General features: G+C 67.4%; 19 protein-coding genes. 8 read left to right on the forward strand and 11 right to left on the reverse strand.

What is annotated here, in order from left to right; all coding sequences use genetic code 11:
• The first annotated feature begins 1 nt into the window (after position 1).
• Positions 2–463: a hypothetical protein gene (locus G6N43_RS28425; protein ID WP_083150652.1), complete on the forward strand. Its 462-nt coding sequence runs from the start codon at positions 2–4 to the stop codon at positions 461–463.
• Here G6N43_RS28425 and G6N43_RS28430 read toward each other — a convergent pair.
• The 3 genes from G6N43_RS28430 to G6N43_RS28440 are packed head-to-tail and all read right to left on the reverse strand — an operon-like array spanning position 460 to position 2400.
• On the reverse strand, positions 460–1086 hold the full coding sequence (locus G6N43_RS28430; protein WP_083150531.1) for a methyltransferase domain-containing protein: 627 nt from the start codon (positions 1084–1086) through the stop codon (positions 460–462). The two genes, G6N43_RS28425 and G6N43_RS28430, sit on opposite strands and share 4 nt — an antisense overlap.
• A gap of 1 nt (position 1087) precedes the next feature.
• Positions 1088–1747, reverse strand: coding sequence for a TIGR04282 family arsenosugar biosynthesis glycosyltransferase (locus G6N43_RS28435; RefSeq protein WP_083150532.1), 660 nt, complete (start codon positions 1745–1747; stop codon positions 1088–1090).
• Positions 1744–2400: a glycosyltransferase family 2 protein gene (locus G6N43_RS28440; protein WP_083150533.1), complete on the reverse strand. Its 657-nt coding sequence runs from the start codon at positions 2398–2400 to the stop codon at positions 1744–1746. Before G6N43_RS28440 ends, G6N43_RS28435 begins: the two co-directional genes overlap by 4 nt.
• Before the next feature lie 101 nt (positions 2401–2501).
• Between G6N43_RS28440 and G6N43_RS28445 the strand changes: the two genes are divergently transcribed.
• From G6N43_RS28445 to G6N43_RS28460, 4 genes are all read left to right on the forward strand, one after another.
• Positions 2502–3182, forward strand: a complete 681-nt coding sequence (locus G6N43_RS28445) for a response regulator transcription factor (protein ID WP_083150534.1) — start codon at positions 2502–2504, stop codon at positions 3180–3182.
• Complete coding sequence (locus tag G6N43_RS28450) at positions 3172–4197, forward strand: sensor histidine kinase (protein ID WP_083150535.1); 1026 nt, start codon at positions 3172–3174, stop codon at positions 4195–4197. Before G6N43_RS28445 ends, G6N43_RS28450 begins: the two co-directional genes overlap by 11 nt.
• Positions 4198–4358: 161 nt before the next feature.
• Positions 4359–4805, forward strand: coding sequence for a nitroreductase/quinone reductase family protein (locus G6N43_RS28455; RefSeq protein ID WP_083150536.1), 447 nt, complete (start codon positions 4359–4361; stop codon positions 4803–4805).
• 96 nt (positions 4806–4901) lie between these two features.
• The gene (locus G6N43_RS28460; RefSeq protein WP_083150537.1) at positions 4902–6140 is read left to right on the forward strand and encodes a multidrug effflux MFS transporter; all 1239 of its coding nucleotides are present in this window, start codon (positions 4902–4904) and stop codon (positions 6138–6140) included.
• Here the strand turns inward: G6N43_RS28460 and G6N43_RS28465 are convergent.
• The 4 genes from G6N43_RS28465 to G6N43_RS28480 form a co-directional block, all read right to left on the reverse strand.
• The gene (locus G6N43_RS28465) at positions 6118–7236 is read right to left on the reverse strand and encodes an NAD(P)H-dependent flavin oxidoreductase (protein WP_083150538.1); all 1119 of its coding nucleotides are present in this window, start codon (positions 7234–7236) and stop codon (positions 6118–6120) included. The genes G6N43_RS28460 and G6N43_RS28465 overlap by 23 nt on opposite strands.
• A 122-nt stretch (positions 7237–7358) precedes the next feature.
• On the reverse strand, positions 7359–8390 hold the full coding sequence (locus tag G6N43_RS28470; RefSeq protein WP_083150539.1) for an NAD-dependent epimerase/dehydratase family protein: 1032 nt from the start codon (positions 8388–8390) through the stop codon (positions 7359–7361).
• Complete coding sequence (locus tag G6N43_RS28475; RefSeq protein WP_083150540.1) at positions 8387–9172, reverse strand: S-methyl-5'-thioadenosine phosphorylase; 786 nt, start codon at positions 9170–9172, stop codon at positions 8387–8389. The genes G6N43_RS28470 and G6N43_RS28475 overlap by 4 nt, the downstream gene beginning before the upstream one ends.
• Positions 9173–9178: 6 nt before the next feature.
• Positions 9179–9397 carry a hypothetical protein gene (locus G6N43_RS28480; protein ID WP_083150541.1) on the reverse strand — a complete coding sequence of 73 codons (219 nt, stop codon included), beginning with the start codon at positions 9395–9397 and terminating at the stop codon, positions 9179–9181.
• A 71-nt stretch (positions 9398–9468) separates the two neighbouring features.
• On the opposite strand from G6N43_RS28480, the gene G6N43_RS28485 reads away from it, so the two are divergent.
• Positions 9469–10338, forward strand: a complete 870-nt coding sequence (locus tag G6N43_RS28485) for a 1,4-dihydroxy-2-naphthoate polyprenyltransferase (protein ID WP_083150542.1) — start codon at positions 9469–9471, stop codon at positions 10336–10338.
• A gap of 45 nt (positions 10339–10383) precedes the next feature.
• Here G6N43_RS28485 and G6N43_RS28490 read toward each other — a convergent pair whose 3' ends face one another.
• Positions 10384–11475: a DUF1214 domain-containing protein gene (locus G6N43_RS28490; RefSeq protein WP_083150543.1), complete on the reverse strand. Its 1092-nt coding sequence runs from the start codon at positions 11473–11475 to the stop codon at positions 10384–10386.
• Positions 11472–12047 carry a TetR/AcrR family transcriptional regulator gene (locus G6N43_RS28495; RefSeq protein WP_083150544.1) on the reverse strand — a complete coding sequence of 192 codons (576 nt, stop codon included), beginning with the start codon at positions 12045–12047 and terminating at the stop codon, positions 11472–11474. Before G6N43_RS28495 ends, G6N43_RS28490 begins: the two co-directional genes overlap by 4 nt.
• A 112-nt stretch (positions 12048–12159) precedes the next feature.
• On the opposite strand from G6N43_RS28495, the gene G6N43_RS28500 reads away from it, so the two are divergent.
• Positions 12160–13323, forward strand: coding sequence for a sulfotransferase family protein (locus tag G6N43_RS28500; RefSeq protein ID WP_275990033.1), 1164 nt, complete (start codon positions 12160–12162; stop codon positions 13321–13323).
• A 2-nt stretch (positions 13324–13325) separates the two neighbouring features.
• Here G6N43_RS28500 and G6N43_RS28505 read toward each other — a convergent pair whose 3' ends face one another.
• Entirely contained in the window at positions 13326–13706 is a 381-nt protein-coding gene (locus tag G6N43_RS28505; protein ID WP_083150546.1) for an ester cyclase, read from the reverse strand.
• Between the two features lie 251 nt (positions 13707–13957).
• On the opposite strand from G6N43_RS28505, the gene G6N43_RS28510 reads away from it, so the two are divergent.
• Positions 13958–14632, forward strand: a complete 675-nt coding sequence (locus tag G6N43_RS28510) for a response regulator (RefSeq protein WP_083150653.1) — start codon at positions 13958–13960, stop codon at positions 14630–14632.
• On the opposite strand, the gene G6N43_RS28515 is transcribed toward G6N43_RS28510, so the two are convergent.
• Complete coding sequence (locus tag G6N43_RS28515; RefSeq protein WP_083150547.1) at positions 14610–15005, reverse strand: response regulator; 396 nt, start codon at positions 15003–15005, stop codon at positions 14610–14612. The two genes, G6N43_RS28510 and G6N43_RS28515, sit on opposite strands and share 23 nt — an antisense overlap.
• Positions 15006–15033: the final 28 nt, after the last annotated feature.

A 15033-nucleotide genomic window follows, 5' to 3' on the forward strand; every position in this document is an offset into this window, starting at 1 on the left:
CATGCTGACCCGATTCCGCGCGGTATACGGATCGCATCCGCTGCATCTGCTGACCCTGATCGCCGGCTTCGCGCTGTTCGGCTATGCGGTGGTGACGATCACGCCCGCCGCGCTGTGGAACCACCGCACGTGGTGGCAGTCGATTCTCGTGTGGTTCGCCGTCGCGATCATCGCCCACGATCTGGTGCTGTTTCCGCTCTATGCGCTGGCCGACCGGATCCTGCTCGCCAGCAACAGGTTCCGGCTGCGCATACCCATGGTGAATTACATCCGCGTCCCCGCGCTGGGCTCCGGGCTGACGCTTCTCATGTTCCTGCCCGGCATCATCAAGCAGGGCGCGCCGACGTTCCGCGCCGCCACCGGCCTGACTCAGGATGTGTTCTTGGGCCGTTGGCTGCTGCTCACCGCGGTCATGTTCGGGATGAGTGCGATCGTCTACGCCGTTCGGTCGATGACGCGTTAGGCCGTCAGCGTCGCGACGACGCGGCCGCCGATCGGGTGGACCCGCGTCAGCGCCAACCCGGCCTCTCGCGCGATCTCGGCCGCACAGTCGATACCCACGGACGCCCACGGAAACCATGGACCGACGGTGTGCGACGACTCCAGCCGTACCCATCCGCTGTAGACACCCGTTGCCGCCGCCTCGAATTCGGCGATGCACCGGCCACCGCGGTTCAGCAACTCCGCCGAGCGCCGCAGCACCCGCAACGGGTCACCGCCCAACCCGATGTTGCCATCGGCGAGTAACACTGTGTGCCAACGGCCGGTCGCGGGCAGCGTGTCGAACATATTGCGCCGCAGGACCGGTGCGCCGCGGCGTCGCGCCAGACCGACGGCCTTGGCGGACTGGTCGACACCCAGAGCGGGCACACCGCGGCGCAAGAGCTCGGTCACCAACCGTCCTGGGCCGCAACCCAGGTCGATCGTCGGTCCGCTGCACAGCCCCACCACAGCGCTGTCGAAGCGATCGTCGGCGTCGCACCCACCGAGCCACCGTCGCACCGGCAGATGACTGACCTCGCCGTCGTCCCGCCTGATCCAGCACTGTTCGCCGTCCAGCGCGCGGTCGTACAGATGTCCCTGCATGTCAGCCCATCACCGCCCGGGCGAAACGACTGCCCGCCGCGCACATCCGCCGTACCGGTTCGAGGTCGTCCACCGTGTCGACGTCCGCCAGTTCAGCCATCAGCTCGACGTGAAATCCCTTGCCAGACAGCGCGGCCAGGGTCAGCGCGCCGGTGTCCGACCGCGACATCGGCACCTCCTTCAGACAGTCGGCCATCGACGCATCGGAGATCCCCAAGACCCACCAGCCGCCGTCGGCGGCCAGTCCGAGCACCGCGTCGGTGCGGGACAGCCCCCGTGCGCATTCGGTCAACATCTCGGCCGTGACCTGCGGGGTGTCCATGCCGATCTGAACCACCGCGCGATTGCCCGTCGCGGCAGCCGCGTCGAGATGGGCGTTGGCGAGGCGCTGCCCGAAATCATCGCCGCGCTGCCGCACGACCGTGAATGCATCGAGGCGGCTACGGATCTCCGCCGATGCGCTCGCGGCGTCGAGATCCCCCGTCATCGCGACCACGCGCGCCGCCACGGGTGCGGCCGCAACCGTGTCGAGGGTGTCCAACAGCGCCGCCGCGGCGATGTCGGCGGCCGCCCGTTCCCCGATCGCGGCGGCCAACCGCGTCTTCGCCTTCCCCGGCACCGGCGCCTTGGCGACGACGAGCGCAACCACCGGCTCTGTCACGAGATCACCCGCCAGAAATCCAGGGCCGCGATCACACTTCCGCGCAGTGAACCGCTGACCTTGGATTGCCCACCCGTGCGCGGGCCGTAATCGACGTCGCGTTCGACGACGCGCCAGCCGGCCGCGGCCGCCCGCACGAGCAATTCGAGCGGATACCCCGACCTGCGGTCCTGCACGCCGAGACCGAGTAGGGCCTCGCGGCGCGCCACCCGCATCGGTGCGATGTCGTGCACCGGCAGGCCGTGCCTGCGACGCAGCCGCCAGCACACGGCTGCCGTCCCGAGCCGGGCGTGCCATGGCCAGCGCAGTCCCTTGACCGGACGGCGGCGTCCGATTGCCATGTCCGCGCCGCGTTCGAGTTCGTCGGCCAGTTCCGGCAGGTCGCGGGGGTCCAGCGAGCCGTCGGCGTCGATGACCGCCACGATCGGCGTCGTCGCCGCGACCACCCCGGCGTGCACTGCGGCACCGTAGCCGGGCCGGGATTCGGTGACGACGTCCGCGCCGTGGCGGCGCGCCACCTCGGCGGTGTCGTCGCTGCTGTTGTTGTCGACGACCAGGGGCCGGTAACCCGCAGGCATCGCCGCCAGCACCCCGGGCAGTGAGGCCGCCTCGTTGAGGCAGGGCAGCACCACCGTGACGGGAGAGCCGGGCATGACCAGAGGCTAACCAGTCCGACGGGCGCCCGACCGGATGATTCGTGACGAATCAGTGACATCCACGCAGGTAGTAGCCCATGCGCGACTAGCCTCGGGGTGTGACGCGGGTGCTGATCGCCGACGACGACACCGTCGTGCGCGATGTCGTGCGCCGATATCTGGAGCGCGACGGCCTCGAGGTGTCGATCGCTCACGACGGCAAGGAGGCGTTGCGGCTGCTCGGCTCGCAGCGCATCGACGTCGCGGTGCTCGACGTGATGATGCCCGGCCAAGACGGCCTGACGCTGTGCCGCACCCTTCGGCAGCGCGGTGACTACTCGATTCCGGTGATCCTGCTGACCGCGCTCGGCGAGGAGGACGACCGGATCGCGGGGTTGGAGGCCGGCGCCGACGACTATCTGACCAAGCCGTTCAGCCCACGCGAGCTGGCGCTGCGGGTGCGCTCGGTGCTGCGCCGCGCGCCGACGCCGACGGGTCCGATGGCGCTCGACATCACCGTCGGCGATCTGACCGTGTCGACGGCGGCGCGGTCGGTGACCGTTGCGGGAACGCCGGTTTCGCTGACCAACCGCGAATTCGACCTGCTGCTGTTCTTTTTGACCCACACCGACACGGTGTTCTCCCGCGAGGAACTGCTGAAGCAGGTGTGGCGCTGGGACTTCGGCGATCTGTCGACGGTGACGGTCCACGTGAAGCGGCTGCGCTCCAAGCTCGGCGCCGACCATCGACTGCAGACGGTCTGGGGGCGCGGCTACCTGTGGAGCGGTAGTGCCCACTGATCTGTGGGAGATCGCCGGGTGGGCGTTGGCCTGTTCGGTGCCGGTGGTGCTCGCCGGAGCGATCATCATCCGCTTGGCGAGGTCCTGGTCGCTGGCGGTCAGCATGGTTGCGCTGGTGCTGATCCCCGTGTTGGCGACGTTCACCGGTGTGCTCGGGGCCAGCGGGTTCATGATCACCGAGACGTTCGAGCGAACCGCCGTCGTGCTCGTCATCGTCGCGGTGGTCACGATACCCGCGGCGGTCATGCTGGCGCGGTATCAGGCCCGCCGCACCGTGTGGGAGCAGGAGATCCGCGACGCCGAGCGGGCCGCCGAGCAGTCTCGTCGGCGCCTGGTCGCGTTCGTGAGCCACGACCTGCGCACGCCGCTGGCCGGGATCCGCGCGGTGTCCGAGGCGATCGCCGACGGCGTGGTGCCTGAGTCCGAGGTGCAGGTACACGCTAAAACGATTGAGCAGGAATCGATTCGGCTCGCCGAGATGGTCGACGATCTGTTCGAGATGTCGAAGATCAACGCGGGCGCGGTGCAACCCGCATTCGACAGGGTGGCTCTCGACGAGGTCGTCGACGACGTGCTGGCCGCACACCGCATCGCCGCCGAACGCGCAGGCGTACACCTGGTCGCCGAATTGCCGTCGCGGCCGGTGCGGGTAGTCGGCAGCGACCGGGCGCTGGTGCGGGTGCTGTCGAATTTGGTGGCGAATGCGATCGCGCACACTCCGGAGGGCGGCGAGGTGTCGTTGGCGGTCGGCGCCGACGAGAACGGCGCGTGGGCGCGGGTGGACGACACGGGGGTGGGCATCTCTGAGACGGATCTGCCGCGGGTCTTCGACGTCGCGTATCGCGGGTCCAACGACCGGGTACCGCGAGCAGATTCGTCGCTGCCCAGTGGATCCGGGTTGGGCCTGGCCATTGCGGCGGGCCTGGTGCAGGCGCATCGCGGCACGCTGTCGGTGCACAACCTCGACACCGGCGCACGGTTCGAGGTGCGGTTACCGTTGGCGCCCGGCCATTAGGTCGAAGGCTTAGGGCGAAGGCTTAGGTCACGCGAAATAGCGTTCCCAGCTGCAGATACCGCGGATTGACGTGCTATTTCGCCGCGTTTCGGGACGCCGCCCTAGTAATTGAGTGATCGTTCTAGTATCGTCGCTAACCAGATGGCGAGAGGAGACCGACGATGCCCACGAAGAGTGCCGACAAAGCGCGGCGGAAGTTCAAGTTCGAGCGAAGCCTGGGTCGCATGGTGATGAACCCGGTGGTGACGGCGCTCGACCGGCTGGGGATCCGGTCGTCCCTGGTGGTCGAGGTCGAGACCATCGGCCGCAAATCGAACGAGCCGCGCCGGGTGCCGTTGGTCGGCCGTCTCGAAGGCAACGACCTGTGGGTCATCTCCCAGCACGGCCGCCGAGCCGGCTGGGCGTACAACGTCGCCGCCAACCCGAACGTGCGGGTGCGGGTCAACAACGAGTGGCGCACCGGCACAGCCACTTTCGAGCCCGACGACGATGTCCGCGCCCGTGCCCGCACTTTCGGCGGCAGCGGCAGATTCCGCCAGTCGGCGACGGCGTTGACCATGCGCGCGATGGAGAGCGACCCGATCTCGGTGCGCATCGCGTTGTACTGACCGGCGCCTGTCCCCCGATCGGGGGAACACACATTCCTACTTCGCCCGGGTGATCAGCGGACGGACGCGGGGCGGCTAAGACGGGATCGTTATCCCATGACGATCACCACCGAGAGACCGCGCGAAGTCGCCTCCCGGATCGCTGGAGGCCGGGGCCTGGTGGCCCTCCTGCTGTTGGTCATCCCACTGAGTCAGATCGGACTCGACATCTACGCGCCTGCGATGCCCGGGATGGGGACGGACCTCGGGGCGTCCGACGCGATGGTGCAGAACACAATGACCGCGTACACGCTCGGCATGAGCGCGGCGTTCATCCCGATGGGGTTGCTCGCTGATGCGCTGGGCCGCAGGCGGGTGCTGCTCACCGGGGCCACGCTGGTCGCCCTGACGAGCGCCGCTTGCGCGCTGGCGGGCAGCATCACGTTCCTGCTCGACATGCGGGTCATCCAGGGCGTGGCCGCGGGCACCTGCCTGTTGATGGCCTCGGTCATCGCCGCCGACTGCTTCCGTGGCGCCAAGCTGGTTTCGGTGCTCGCTGTGCTGGGCGCGGCATGGGGGACAGCGCCGGTCGTCGCACCCGCGATCGGCGGATTCATCGTGGAGCACGGCTCCTGGCGCCTGGTGTTCGCGGTCTTCGCCTTCGCCGTCGCGGTGGTCACGGTGATCATCGCCAAGGCGATGCCCGAGACGCTCGACAACGAGCGTCGCTCACCGGTGGATCTGCGGGCGGCGACGCGGGTACTCGGCGAGGCGTTGCGGCACAAGGTCTTCGTCGGGTTCGTCGTGATGTTCGGTTTGATCGGCGCGGCACAGCTGGTGTTCGGCGTCGCCGGTCCGTTCCTGTTCCAGGACGGGCTCGGATTCTCGCCCGCAACATACGGCCTGATCGCGCTGAGCATCGGCGCAGCCAATCTGGTCGGTGAACTGGCGTGTAGCGCTCTGGCCCAACGCCTTACGACCCGCACGCTTGCCATCGGCGCCTGGAGCGTGATGATGCTCGGCGCGGTGACGCTCGTCGTCGCGGCCATGACAGTCGGCCTGAACGCCTGGATGATCGCGCTCGGCGCGGCGCTGGTGATGTGCGGAGTCGGCGTCCTGGACCCGCAGAGCAAGGGTCTGGCAATGGGCGTCTTCGACAAGAACATCGGCCTGGTCGGCGGACTGGTCAACACCTGCTGCTACCTGATCGTGAGTCTCGCCATGGCGCTGGTCGCGTACCTGCCGGAGACGACCCAGGGGCCGCTCGGCTGGTTCTACGTCGCGGCCGGCCTGGCCTTCGTCTCGATCCTGCTGCTCACCCTCCGCGCGCAGGCTAATCGGGCAGCGAGTTGCTGAGCCGCTCCGTCGCCGCCAGATAGTCCTCGATGAACTCGCGCACCACCTCTTTGGCGGGCTTGACCTTGTTCATCAATCCGACGCCCTGCCCGACGAAATAGGTCGCCAGCGCCTGAGCGCCCGGATGACCTTGCGCCGCAAGCACATCGACGCGACGGACCACCGGCTCGGCCAGCATCGACTGCAGCGGAAGCGGCAACGTCCTGTGGCCGCCCTCGTTCGGCTGCCATGCGTCGGTCCAGTCGGACTTCAGCTGCCGGGCCGGCTTACCGGTGCGACCCGTCGAGCGGATGGTGTCGCGCGACGTCGCCGCCAGGAACTTCTGCACGGTGTGCGGCGCCGTCTCCGCTTCCTCGGTCGTAAGCCACACCGAACCCGTCCATGCGCCTGCGGCACCCATCGCCACCGCGGCCGCCATCTGCCGTCCCGTGACGATGCCGCCGGCGGCCAGCACCGGCACCGCATCCTCGATCGCGTCGATCACCTCGGGGATCAGCACCATCGTCGTGACCTCGCCGCAGTGGCCGCCCGCCTCGGTGCCCTGCGCGACGATCAGGTCCACCCCCGCCGCGACCTGCTTCAGGGCGTGCTCCTTGGCGCCGACGAGGGCCGCGACGGGAACGCCGTGCTCCTTGCCCGCGTCGATCATGTAGTCCGGCGGCACACCCAACGCGTTGGCGATCAGGTTGATCGGATGGCTCATCGCCACGTCGAGCAGCTCCTTGCCGGTGTTGCCCGACAGCGACGCCCCGCCCGTGAACGGCTTGGCGTCGTCCTCGATGTCATGAGCCGCGAGAAGGTCGGAGACGAAGCGCCGATACTCGTCCGGAATGCGCGCGGCCAGGTCGGCCGAGGTCAGCTTCTCGCCCTTGCCCTCGTAGGTTGCGGGCACGATCAGGTCGACGCCGTAGGACTTGCCGCCGACGCTCTGGTCGATCCAGGTCAGTTCCTGGTCCAGCTGTTCCGGTGTGTAGGCCGTCCCGCCGAGGACCCCGAACCCTCCCGCGTTGGTCACCGCGGCGACGACGTCGCGGCAGTGGCTGAAGGCGAAGAGCGGGAAATCGATACCGAACTGCTCACAAATGGCGGGTTTCACGCCACCAGTATTACTAGGTCATACCTGTCGACGACAGGAACCCCTGAATCTCGCCGATCATCTGCCTGCCGTCAAACAACTGCGGGTCGTTGGCCGCGCGACCAGTACCGTCGCGCGTCGCATCATGCCCGCAACGGGGTGAAAGCGAACTCGCGCAACCCGTCGCGCGGGTCGACGGCAGCGCGGAAGCCCAGCACCTCGGCGGCGCGGGCGGGGTCGGCGACGATGTGGCGGACGTCGCCACTGCGGTACTGGCCGGTGACGACGGGCGCCTCCGCGCCGCGGGCGTCGCACAGCTCCGTCGCCACTTCCATGATCGAGATCGGGTGACCGGAACAGACGTTGAAAGCGTCGAATCCGTCGTGCTCCGACTCGACGGCAGCGACGTTCGCCGCCGCGACGTCGTCGACGTGCACGAAGTCACGCATCTGGCCGCCGTCCTCGAAAACCCGTGGCACATCGCCTGATTCGAGCTCCGATCGGAAGATCGCCGCGACCCCCGAATACGGGGTGTTACGCGGCATATGCGGGCCGTACACATTGTGATAGCGCAGTGCGGTCACCGAGGCGCCGGTCGCTTCTATCCACGCCGAGGCGTAGTGCTCCTGCGCCGTCTTACTCGCCGCGTACAGGCTGCGCGGCCGCAGCGGCGTGTCCTCCCCCACCAGCTGCCAGGACACGGGGGCTCCGCAGATCGGGCAACGGTGCTCGAACACACCGGCGTCGAGATCGGCCCGCGAGCGCGGCAACGGTTCGATCGGGCCATGTTCGGCGCAGTCGTATCGGCCCTGGCCGTAGACCACCATCGATGACGCCAGCACCAGTCGGCGGCAGTCCGCGGTGAACATCTCGGCAAGCAGCACCGCGGTGCCGTAGTCGTTGTGACTGCCGTAGGACGGCGCATCGGCCGCGTTCACCCCGGCGCCGACCACCGCGGCCTGGTGACAGACAACGTCGACACCGTCGAGCAGCGGTGCCAGCGCCGCACCATCGCGGATGTCAAGCACCTGACAGTCTGGCGGCGGCTGTGCGCCCGGGCCGTGCGCGGCGGGGAGCATCAGGTCGACGGCGACGACGTCGTGTCCCGCGTCGCGCAGTGCGGCACCGACCCGGGTTCCGATGAAGCCGGCCGCACCCGTCAGCAGAACTCTCACGGCAGGTCGAAGGGAAGCTCGACGCCCTCGTGCGGCAGGCAGTGGGTACAGGTCCGTTGGGGGGCGGCGCTCGCGGCGTTCTCGATGGCCTCGTGCACGAGCTTCTTGAGCGGCACCAGGTTGCGTTGGAACTCGGCGAACACGTCGACGGCCCGCACGGCGCTTCCGCTGTCCACGCCCGCATCGACATCCGTCACCAAAGCGATGGCCGCATAACATATTTCGAGTTCGCGAGCCAGGACCGCCTCGGGGTATCCGGTCATGTTGACCAGGGTGAACCCCTGGCTCGCGAACCATTGACTCTCGGCGCGGGTGGAGAACCGCGGCCCCTGGATCACCACCATCGTGCCGCCGTCCACGACGCCGGGCAGGCCGGCGACAGCCGCGCGCAGCGACGGGCAGTACGGGTCGGCGAATCCAACATGGATGCCGCCCGATTCAAAGTAGGTGTCCTCGCGGCCGCTGGTGCGGTCGACGAGCTGATCAGGCACCACGATCGCGCCAGGCCCGAGTTCGGGGGTCAGGCTGCCGACCGCGCAGGGGCCGAAGACCCGCCGGACCCCGAGCGCGCGCAGCGCCCACATGTTCGCCCGGTAGGGCACGGTGTGCGGCGAGAACTCGTGTGCGACACCGTGACGTGGAAGAAACGCCACCTCGTGACCGCCGATGGTGCCGATGGTGATCTGAGCGCTCGGCGCGCCGTACGGGGTGTCCAGGCTGATGCTGCGGGCGTCGGACCCGAAGAAGGTGTAGAACCCGCTGCCGCCGATGACTCCGAGCAAGGCCCGCTACTCGTCCGGCGTTTCGTCCTCGATCGCCTGCGACGCGCGCCGAGCCCCGTCCCGGATCTCGAACACGTCGGTCGCGAAACCGCCGATGGCGTTGGCGACGTCCTTGACGGCGGTGGTGATGATCGAGGCCACCTCGCCGACGGTCGACGCGCCGGACTCGACGATCTCCTGTACGGCGTCCTTGCGGATCTCCGTCTTGCTGAGTCGGTCCTCCATGCGCTCAGTCTGCCACGGGAAGCGGTAGTGGTCGTGGGGAGCAAATCAACCACCGTGCAAGACTTGCGCTCGTGGCCAGTTTCGCGCAGTGGGTGGAGGGCGCTCGGCCCAGGACGTTGCCCAACGCGATCGCGCCGGTCATCGCGGGCACCGGTGCGGCGGGTTGGCTGCACGGGGCGTGCTGGTGGCGAGCGCTGCTGGCGATGGTCGTGGCGGTCGCGATGATCATCGGCGTCAACTACGCCAACGACTACTCGGACGGGATCCGTGGCACCGACGACGTGCGGGCGGGACCGCTGAGGCTGGTGGGGTCCAAGGTGGCGTCGCCGCGGTCGGTGCTGACCGCCGCGGTCATCAGCCTGGGAATCGCAGCGGTCGCCGGCCTCGTGCTGGCGTGGTTCAGCGCGCCGTGGCTGATCCTCGTCGGCGCACTGTGCATCGCAGGGGCTTGGCTCTACACGGGCGGTTCGAAGCCGTACGGGTACCTGGGGCTGGGCGAGGTCGCGGTGTTCGTGTTCTTCGGCCTCGTCGCGGTGCTCGGCACGCAGTACACGCAGGCGCTGCGGATCGACTGGGTGGGCGTCGCGACGGCGGTTGCGATGGGCTCCATGTCGTCGGCGGTGCTGGTGGCAAACAACCTGCGAGATATCCCGACTGACAAGGAGTCTGGGAAGATCACGCTGGCTGTCCGACTCGGCGACCCGCGCACCCGGCTGCTGTATCAGGGGCTGCTGGCGGTCGCGTTCGTCGTGACGTTGGTGCTGATGCTCGCGACGCCGTGGGCCGCGGTCGGGCTGGTGGCGCTGCCGCTGGCTTTGCGCGCGGCGGGTCCGGCGCGAAAAGGGCTCGGCGGCAAGGAATTGATCCCCGTCCTCCGCGACACCGGGCTGACGATGTTGGTGTGGTCGGTCGCCGTCGCCGCAGCGCTGTTTTTTGGGTGAGTTCGGCGTGTTAAGTCTCGCTGAGCGTGACCCAGCACGCCGAAATCACAAATCAGCGACCTTCACCAGTGACACCTCGGGGCGGGCAGGGACCTCGTCGGCGAGGAACCACCGGAATGCGAGATTGCCGCGCGGATAGTCCAGTGTCGTAATCGAATTCGGATGCTCGGTCATACCGCGGGAGATGACGATGGTGACCGAACCGTCGTCGTTGGGCACCGCCGTATGGCCGTTGATCGAACTACGCGCATCCGCAACACCCGGCGTCGCCATGAATTGGTTCCACACCACGAGGTTCCAGAATCGGCAGGTCGGCGGCCGGTGTGTGATGACCAGCGCCTCGTCCTCCTCGAGCACGAAGCTGCCGTACGCGTAGCAGGCGTCGCGCGCCGACCAGCCGAAGTTGGCGTCGGGCACCTGATAGGGATCGGCGAATTCGTTTGCGACCGAGGAGACTTCGTGTCCGAGCGTGTGCGCATCCTCACTGCGGACGCCCACGGCGAGTGGCAGAATCGCGAACATGGTGCGCAACCAGGCGGCACTCGAGCGCAGCGCGGCGGCGGTCTCGGCGTCGCCGTGGCGGAACGGATCGGGTTCGTCGAGCGCCTCGATGTGCCACTTCACCGGACGACCGGTCTTCGGATCGGCCTGATAGTCGCGCGTCATCAGCACGGCAGCGTCGGGGGTCGGCCCGAAGTCGAAGGAGAAGTTGCCGTCGGCATCGATGTCGAGATCGTCGTCGCGGATGAGGGCCACGATTCGGTCGGACCACGCGCCCGGGGCCGGTTCGTTGTAGGCGGTCACCGAGAAGTAGACACTGTCGCCCTTGTTGCCGCTGATTCGGTAGCGCCGGTTCGGATCGACCGGGCACATGAAGTAGTAGGCGTCGGTGTTGTCGCCGCCCCACCGGCGGTCGGGCCGCACCGGCGAGTTCACCTCGATCCACAGCGGCCGGCTGGGATCGGAGAACAGGTAGGTGTCGAACGCGACGCCGAGGGTGGTCGCGAGCATGCGGTAGCCGTCTGCGATGTGCCGGTCGTCGGTCACGGCGCGGTCGCCCTCGAGGAAGGTGCGGTCCAGACTGCCCAACGTGTCCAGCAGTTCGCGCCAGGCTGTGGTGGATTCGTGCTCTGTCACGCGCTGATACCTCTCGTGATGAACTCGGCGGTGCGCTCCACCCACTTTTCGTCCAACGTGTCCGGATGGGTGATCAGCGCCAGGAAGGTGATGCCTGCGAGGGCGTCGACGATGTCCGCGGACGTAACCTCGGGACGCACCTCACCGCGTTTGCGGGCCACGTCGAGCCACTCCTCAAGACCGTCGGACAGGATGTGAACGAATCGCTCGAGGAGCGAGGCGTGCAGCGTGGGGTCGGCGGCCAGTTCCCCGACCAGGCCCGGCAGCGCGGCCAACGCCGCGGGGGTCGTCAGGATGCCGGCGCTTCGGCGCATCATCTCGCTGACATCGCTGAGCAGTTCCCCGGTTTCAGGAAGTTCGGTGTATTCGGTGATCGGGAACACGGCCTCGTGCACCAGATGGGCCTTGCTGGGCCAGCGCCGATAGATCGCAGGCTTACTGGTGCCTGCGCGCTTGGCGATCGCGTCCACCGACAGCGACGCGTAGTCCGTCTCGCCGAGGAGCTCTCTGGTGGCATCGAGAACCGCCGCGTCAATACGAGGATCGCGCGGTCGCCCGATTTCAACCATCATTACGAAACTGAGAGTAACATAAGTCGCCGTGACCGATACCAAATCCAAGCCCGTCTACCTGGACGATCTCGCAGAACCGAGGTTCTCCCCCGAGGCCGAACCACTGCGCGAAATGATGGGTTCGATGGTGGGCGACTGCCCGCTCGACGCCGAGGCGATGCATGCCAAGGCGATGGCGGAGACCGGCCTGGACAATTTCGGCGCGGACGACTATCGAGAACGTCTCGACGTGTATCTTGCTGCGCTCCAGGAGATTCCGGGAATGCACGACGCCGGCATCGTCAACTTCCACGCACAGATCGTGCAGTGGCTGAAGAACCGCCTGTTGCTCACCGACCTGTTGGCTCGCCACCCCGAGATCAACGACATTGAACTCGCCCCACCGGTGGTGATCGCGGGACTGCCCCGCACCGGCACCACGCACCTGCACAATCTGCTCGCGGCCGGGTCGACGTTCCGCACCATTCCCTACTGGGAGAGCAACGAGCCGTTCCCGCTGCCGTCCGAGCAGGGTGTCGAGCCCGACCCCCGCAGGGCCCGCATGGATGTCGCGGTGCAGGTCATGAACCTTGTCATGCCCTATTTCCCGCTGATGCACGAGATGACGACCGACCACGTGCACGAGGAGATCCAGCTGCTGGCCAACGACTTCTCGACGATGCTCTTCGAGACCCTCGGCCACGTGCCGCGTTGGCGTGATTACTACCTCGCCCACGACCAGACCCCGCATTACGAGCACCTGGCCACCCAGTTGAAGGCGCTGCAGTTTCTGCGCGGCGGCCGGCGCTGGCTGCTCAAGTCACCCCAGCACCTCGAGCAGCTGCCCGTGCTGAACGCGGTGTTCCCTGGCGTGGTAGTCGTTTTCACGCACCGCGACCCGGTGCCGGTGGCGCTCTCGATGCTCGCGATGATCACCTACAGCGCGCGCATGCACCGTTATCCCGTTCCGGTGCAGGAGATCGCGGCGACCTGGATCGACCGCCTCGAGCTGATGCTCAACGCACTGGTTCGTGACCGCGCGACACTGCCGCCGGAGCGCTCGATCGACATCCGGTTCGACGACTTCATGGCCGACGAAATGGGCGTCGCCGCAAGCATTTACGACCTCGCCGGGGAACCGTTGACCGGCGAGGCGAGGTCAGCGATCGAGAGCTACTTGGCAGGGCACCAACGCGGCCGACTCGGCCGTGTCGCCACCTCGGCGGAGATGTTCGGCCTCGACGAGGACGACGTGCGCGCCCGGTTCGAGCCGTACCGCCAACGTTTCCTGGCCTGACGTCAGCCCTCCGCGGTGCCCGTCCAGTACTCGACGAACCGGCCGTTCTCGATTCGGAAGATGTCGTTTCCGGTGTAGCGCTTGGGGCCGTCGGCCGCCGCGCCCGTTCCGATCCAGCGCGCGGCCAACATGTCGCCCTCAACCAACGGCTTGATGTCGACGACCATCTTCAGATCGGCGAGGACCGTCCTGGTCTTGTCGACGATTTCGTGCAGTTCCTCCGGGCCGTGCACCTCGAGGTCCGGCCAGTGCCCCACGAAATCGTCGGAGACCAACTCGTTTGCTATCCGCTGCCCGGACCATAGTTCGTCTATCCATCGCCGGTAGAGATCTTTGGCCGCGGTAGCGGCGTCACTTGCAGTAGCAGTGTCATTTGCGGACATGATGATCTGGATACCCCCTGTGCTTCCACCCAAAGCAAATGTTGCTACGCCAAGTTGTGGGGACGGCACGTTTCGCAAGCGCCCCCACCCGAGCGTCGGGAAAATATTACCGGCTAAACAATCGGCCACAATTCGACAAGCGAGATGGGCTCAGCGCGGCGGCGTCGTCGCAGGCAGCCGGGAAAACCCCACCCCGCTATGCCTGCTAGCTGCATTGTCGGGTTACCGGCCGACGAGGTGTGCTGGTTGCGGTGTCGGTACAGGAATCACAGACCGCCGCAGCGCGGGTGATCATCGCCGACGACGACGTGCTGTTGCGCGAAGGATTGGCCAGTCTGCTGGATCGGTCGGGCTTTCACGTCGTCGGACGGGCGGCGGACAGCGCTGAGCTGCTCAGCCTGGTCGCACAGGAGCGGCCGGACCTGGTGATCGTCGACATCCGCATGCCGCCGACCCAGAGCAACGAAGGGCTGGACGCGGCCCGCGCGATCCGCGCCGAGTCACCGGAGACCGGCATCCTCGTGCTCTCCGCGCACGTCGAGGTCGAGCATGCGATGGAGCTTCTGAGTAGCGACCGCGCGATCGGTTATCTGCTCAAGAGCCGAGTGACCGATGTCGGCGACTTCCTGGACACGCTCGGGCGCATCGCCAAGGGCGCGTCCGTCGTCGACCCGGCGGTGGTGGCCGAACTGCTGTCGACTCGAAAGACGAATGACGCACTGGCCGTGCTGAGTTCGCGTGAACTCGAGGTGCTGGCGCTGATGGCGGAGGGCCGTTCCAACGCGGGTATCGCGCGACGCCTCTGGGTCACCGAGGGCACCGTCGAGAAACACGTCCGCAGCATCCTCGCCAAGCTCGACCTACCCGAGACTGGCGATGATCACCGCCGGGTCCGGGCCGTGATCACCTTCCTGGAGGCTCGGTGACCGAATGGCTCTGATTGAAACGGCTGTTGACCAATTCCATTATCCCGCTGGGCGACAGCCCGATCTTCGACAGGAACCCCACAGCGGGGCTGTCGGCGATGAGTTCTGCCAGGTCCTGTTCGGCGTGGGCGGAGATCAGGATCACCGGCGACGGGTTCAGGGCACTGCTGTAGAGCTGCTCGACGAGATCGAACCCGCTCTCGTCGCCGAGATCGACGTCGACGAGGGTGACGTCCGGACGCAGGTCCAGGTAATACCGCAAGCCGTCAGCGCTGTTCGACGCGACGCCCACGACCGCGATGCCGGCCCGCTCGAGCATGCTGTGAGCGGCAGAGCGGAAGCTGCGATTGTCGTCGACGATCAGGCAGCGCATGGCCAATCCCTCAGCAGCATTCCTTCAG

The sequence above is a fragment of the Mycolicibacterium moriokaense genome (assembly GCF_010726085.1).
Lineage (GTDB): Bacteria > Actinomycetota > Actinomycetes > Mycobacteriales > Mycobacteriaceae > Mycobacterium > Mycobacterium moriokaense.

Excerpts from the sequence above, each read along its gene's own strand:
- G6N43_RS28425 (WP_083150652.1), top strand. The coding sequence starts at position 2 with ATGCTGACCCGATTCCGCGCGGTATACGGATCGCATCCGCTGCATCTG.
- G6N43_RS28430 (WP_083150531.1), bottom strand. The coding sequence starts at position 1,086 with ATGCAGGGACATCTGTACGACCGCGCGCTGGACGGCGAACAGTGCTGG.
- G6N43_RS28440 (WP_083150533.1), bottom strand. The coding sequence starts at position 2,400 with ATGCCCGGCTCTCCCGTCACGGTGGTGCTGCCCTGCCTCAACGAGGCG.
- G6N43_RS28455 (WP_083150536.1), top strand. The coding sequence starts at position 4,359 with ATGCCCACGAAGAGTGCCGACAAAGCGCGGCGGAAGTTCAAGTTCGAG.
- G6N43_RS28460 (WP_083150537.1), top strand. The coding sequence starts at position 4,902 with ATGACGATCACCACCGAGAGACCGCGCGAAGTCGCCTCCCGGATCGCT.
- G6N43_RS28480 (WP_083150541.1), bottom strand. The coding sequence starts at position 9,397 with ATGGAGGACCGACTCAGCAAGACGGAGATCCGCAAGGACGCCGTACAG.
- G6N43_RS28495 (WP_083150544.1), bottom strand. The coding sequence starts at position 12,047 with ATGATGGTTGAAATCGGGCGACCGCGCGATCCTCGTATTGACGCGGCG.
- G6N43_RS28500 (WP_275990033.1), top strand. The coding sequence starts at position 12,160 with ATGATGGGTTCGATGGTGGGCGACTGCCCGCTCGACGCCGAGGCGATG.
- G6N43_RS28505 (WP_083150546.1), bottom strand. The coding sequence starts at position 13,706 with ATGTCCGCAAATGACACTGCTACTGCAAGTGACGCCGCTACCGCGGCC.
- G6N43_RS28515 (WP_083150547.1), bottom strand. The coding sequence starts at position 15,005 with ATGCGCTGCCTGATCGTCGACGACAATCGCAGCTTCCGCTCTGCCGCT.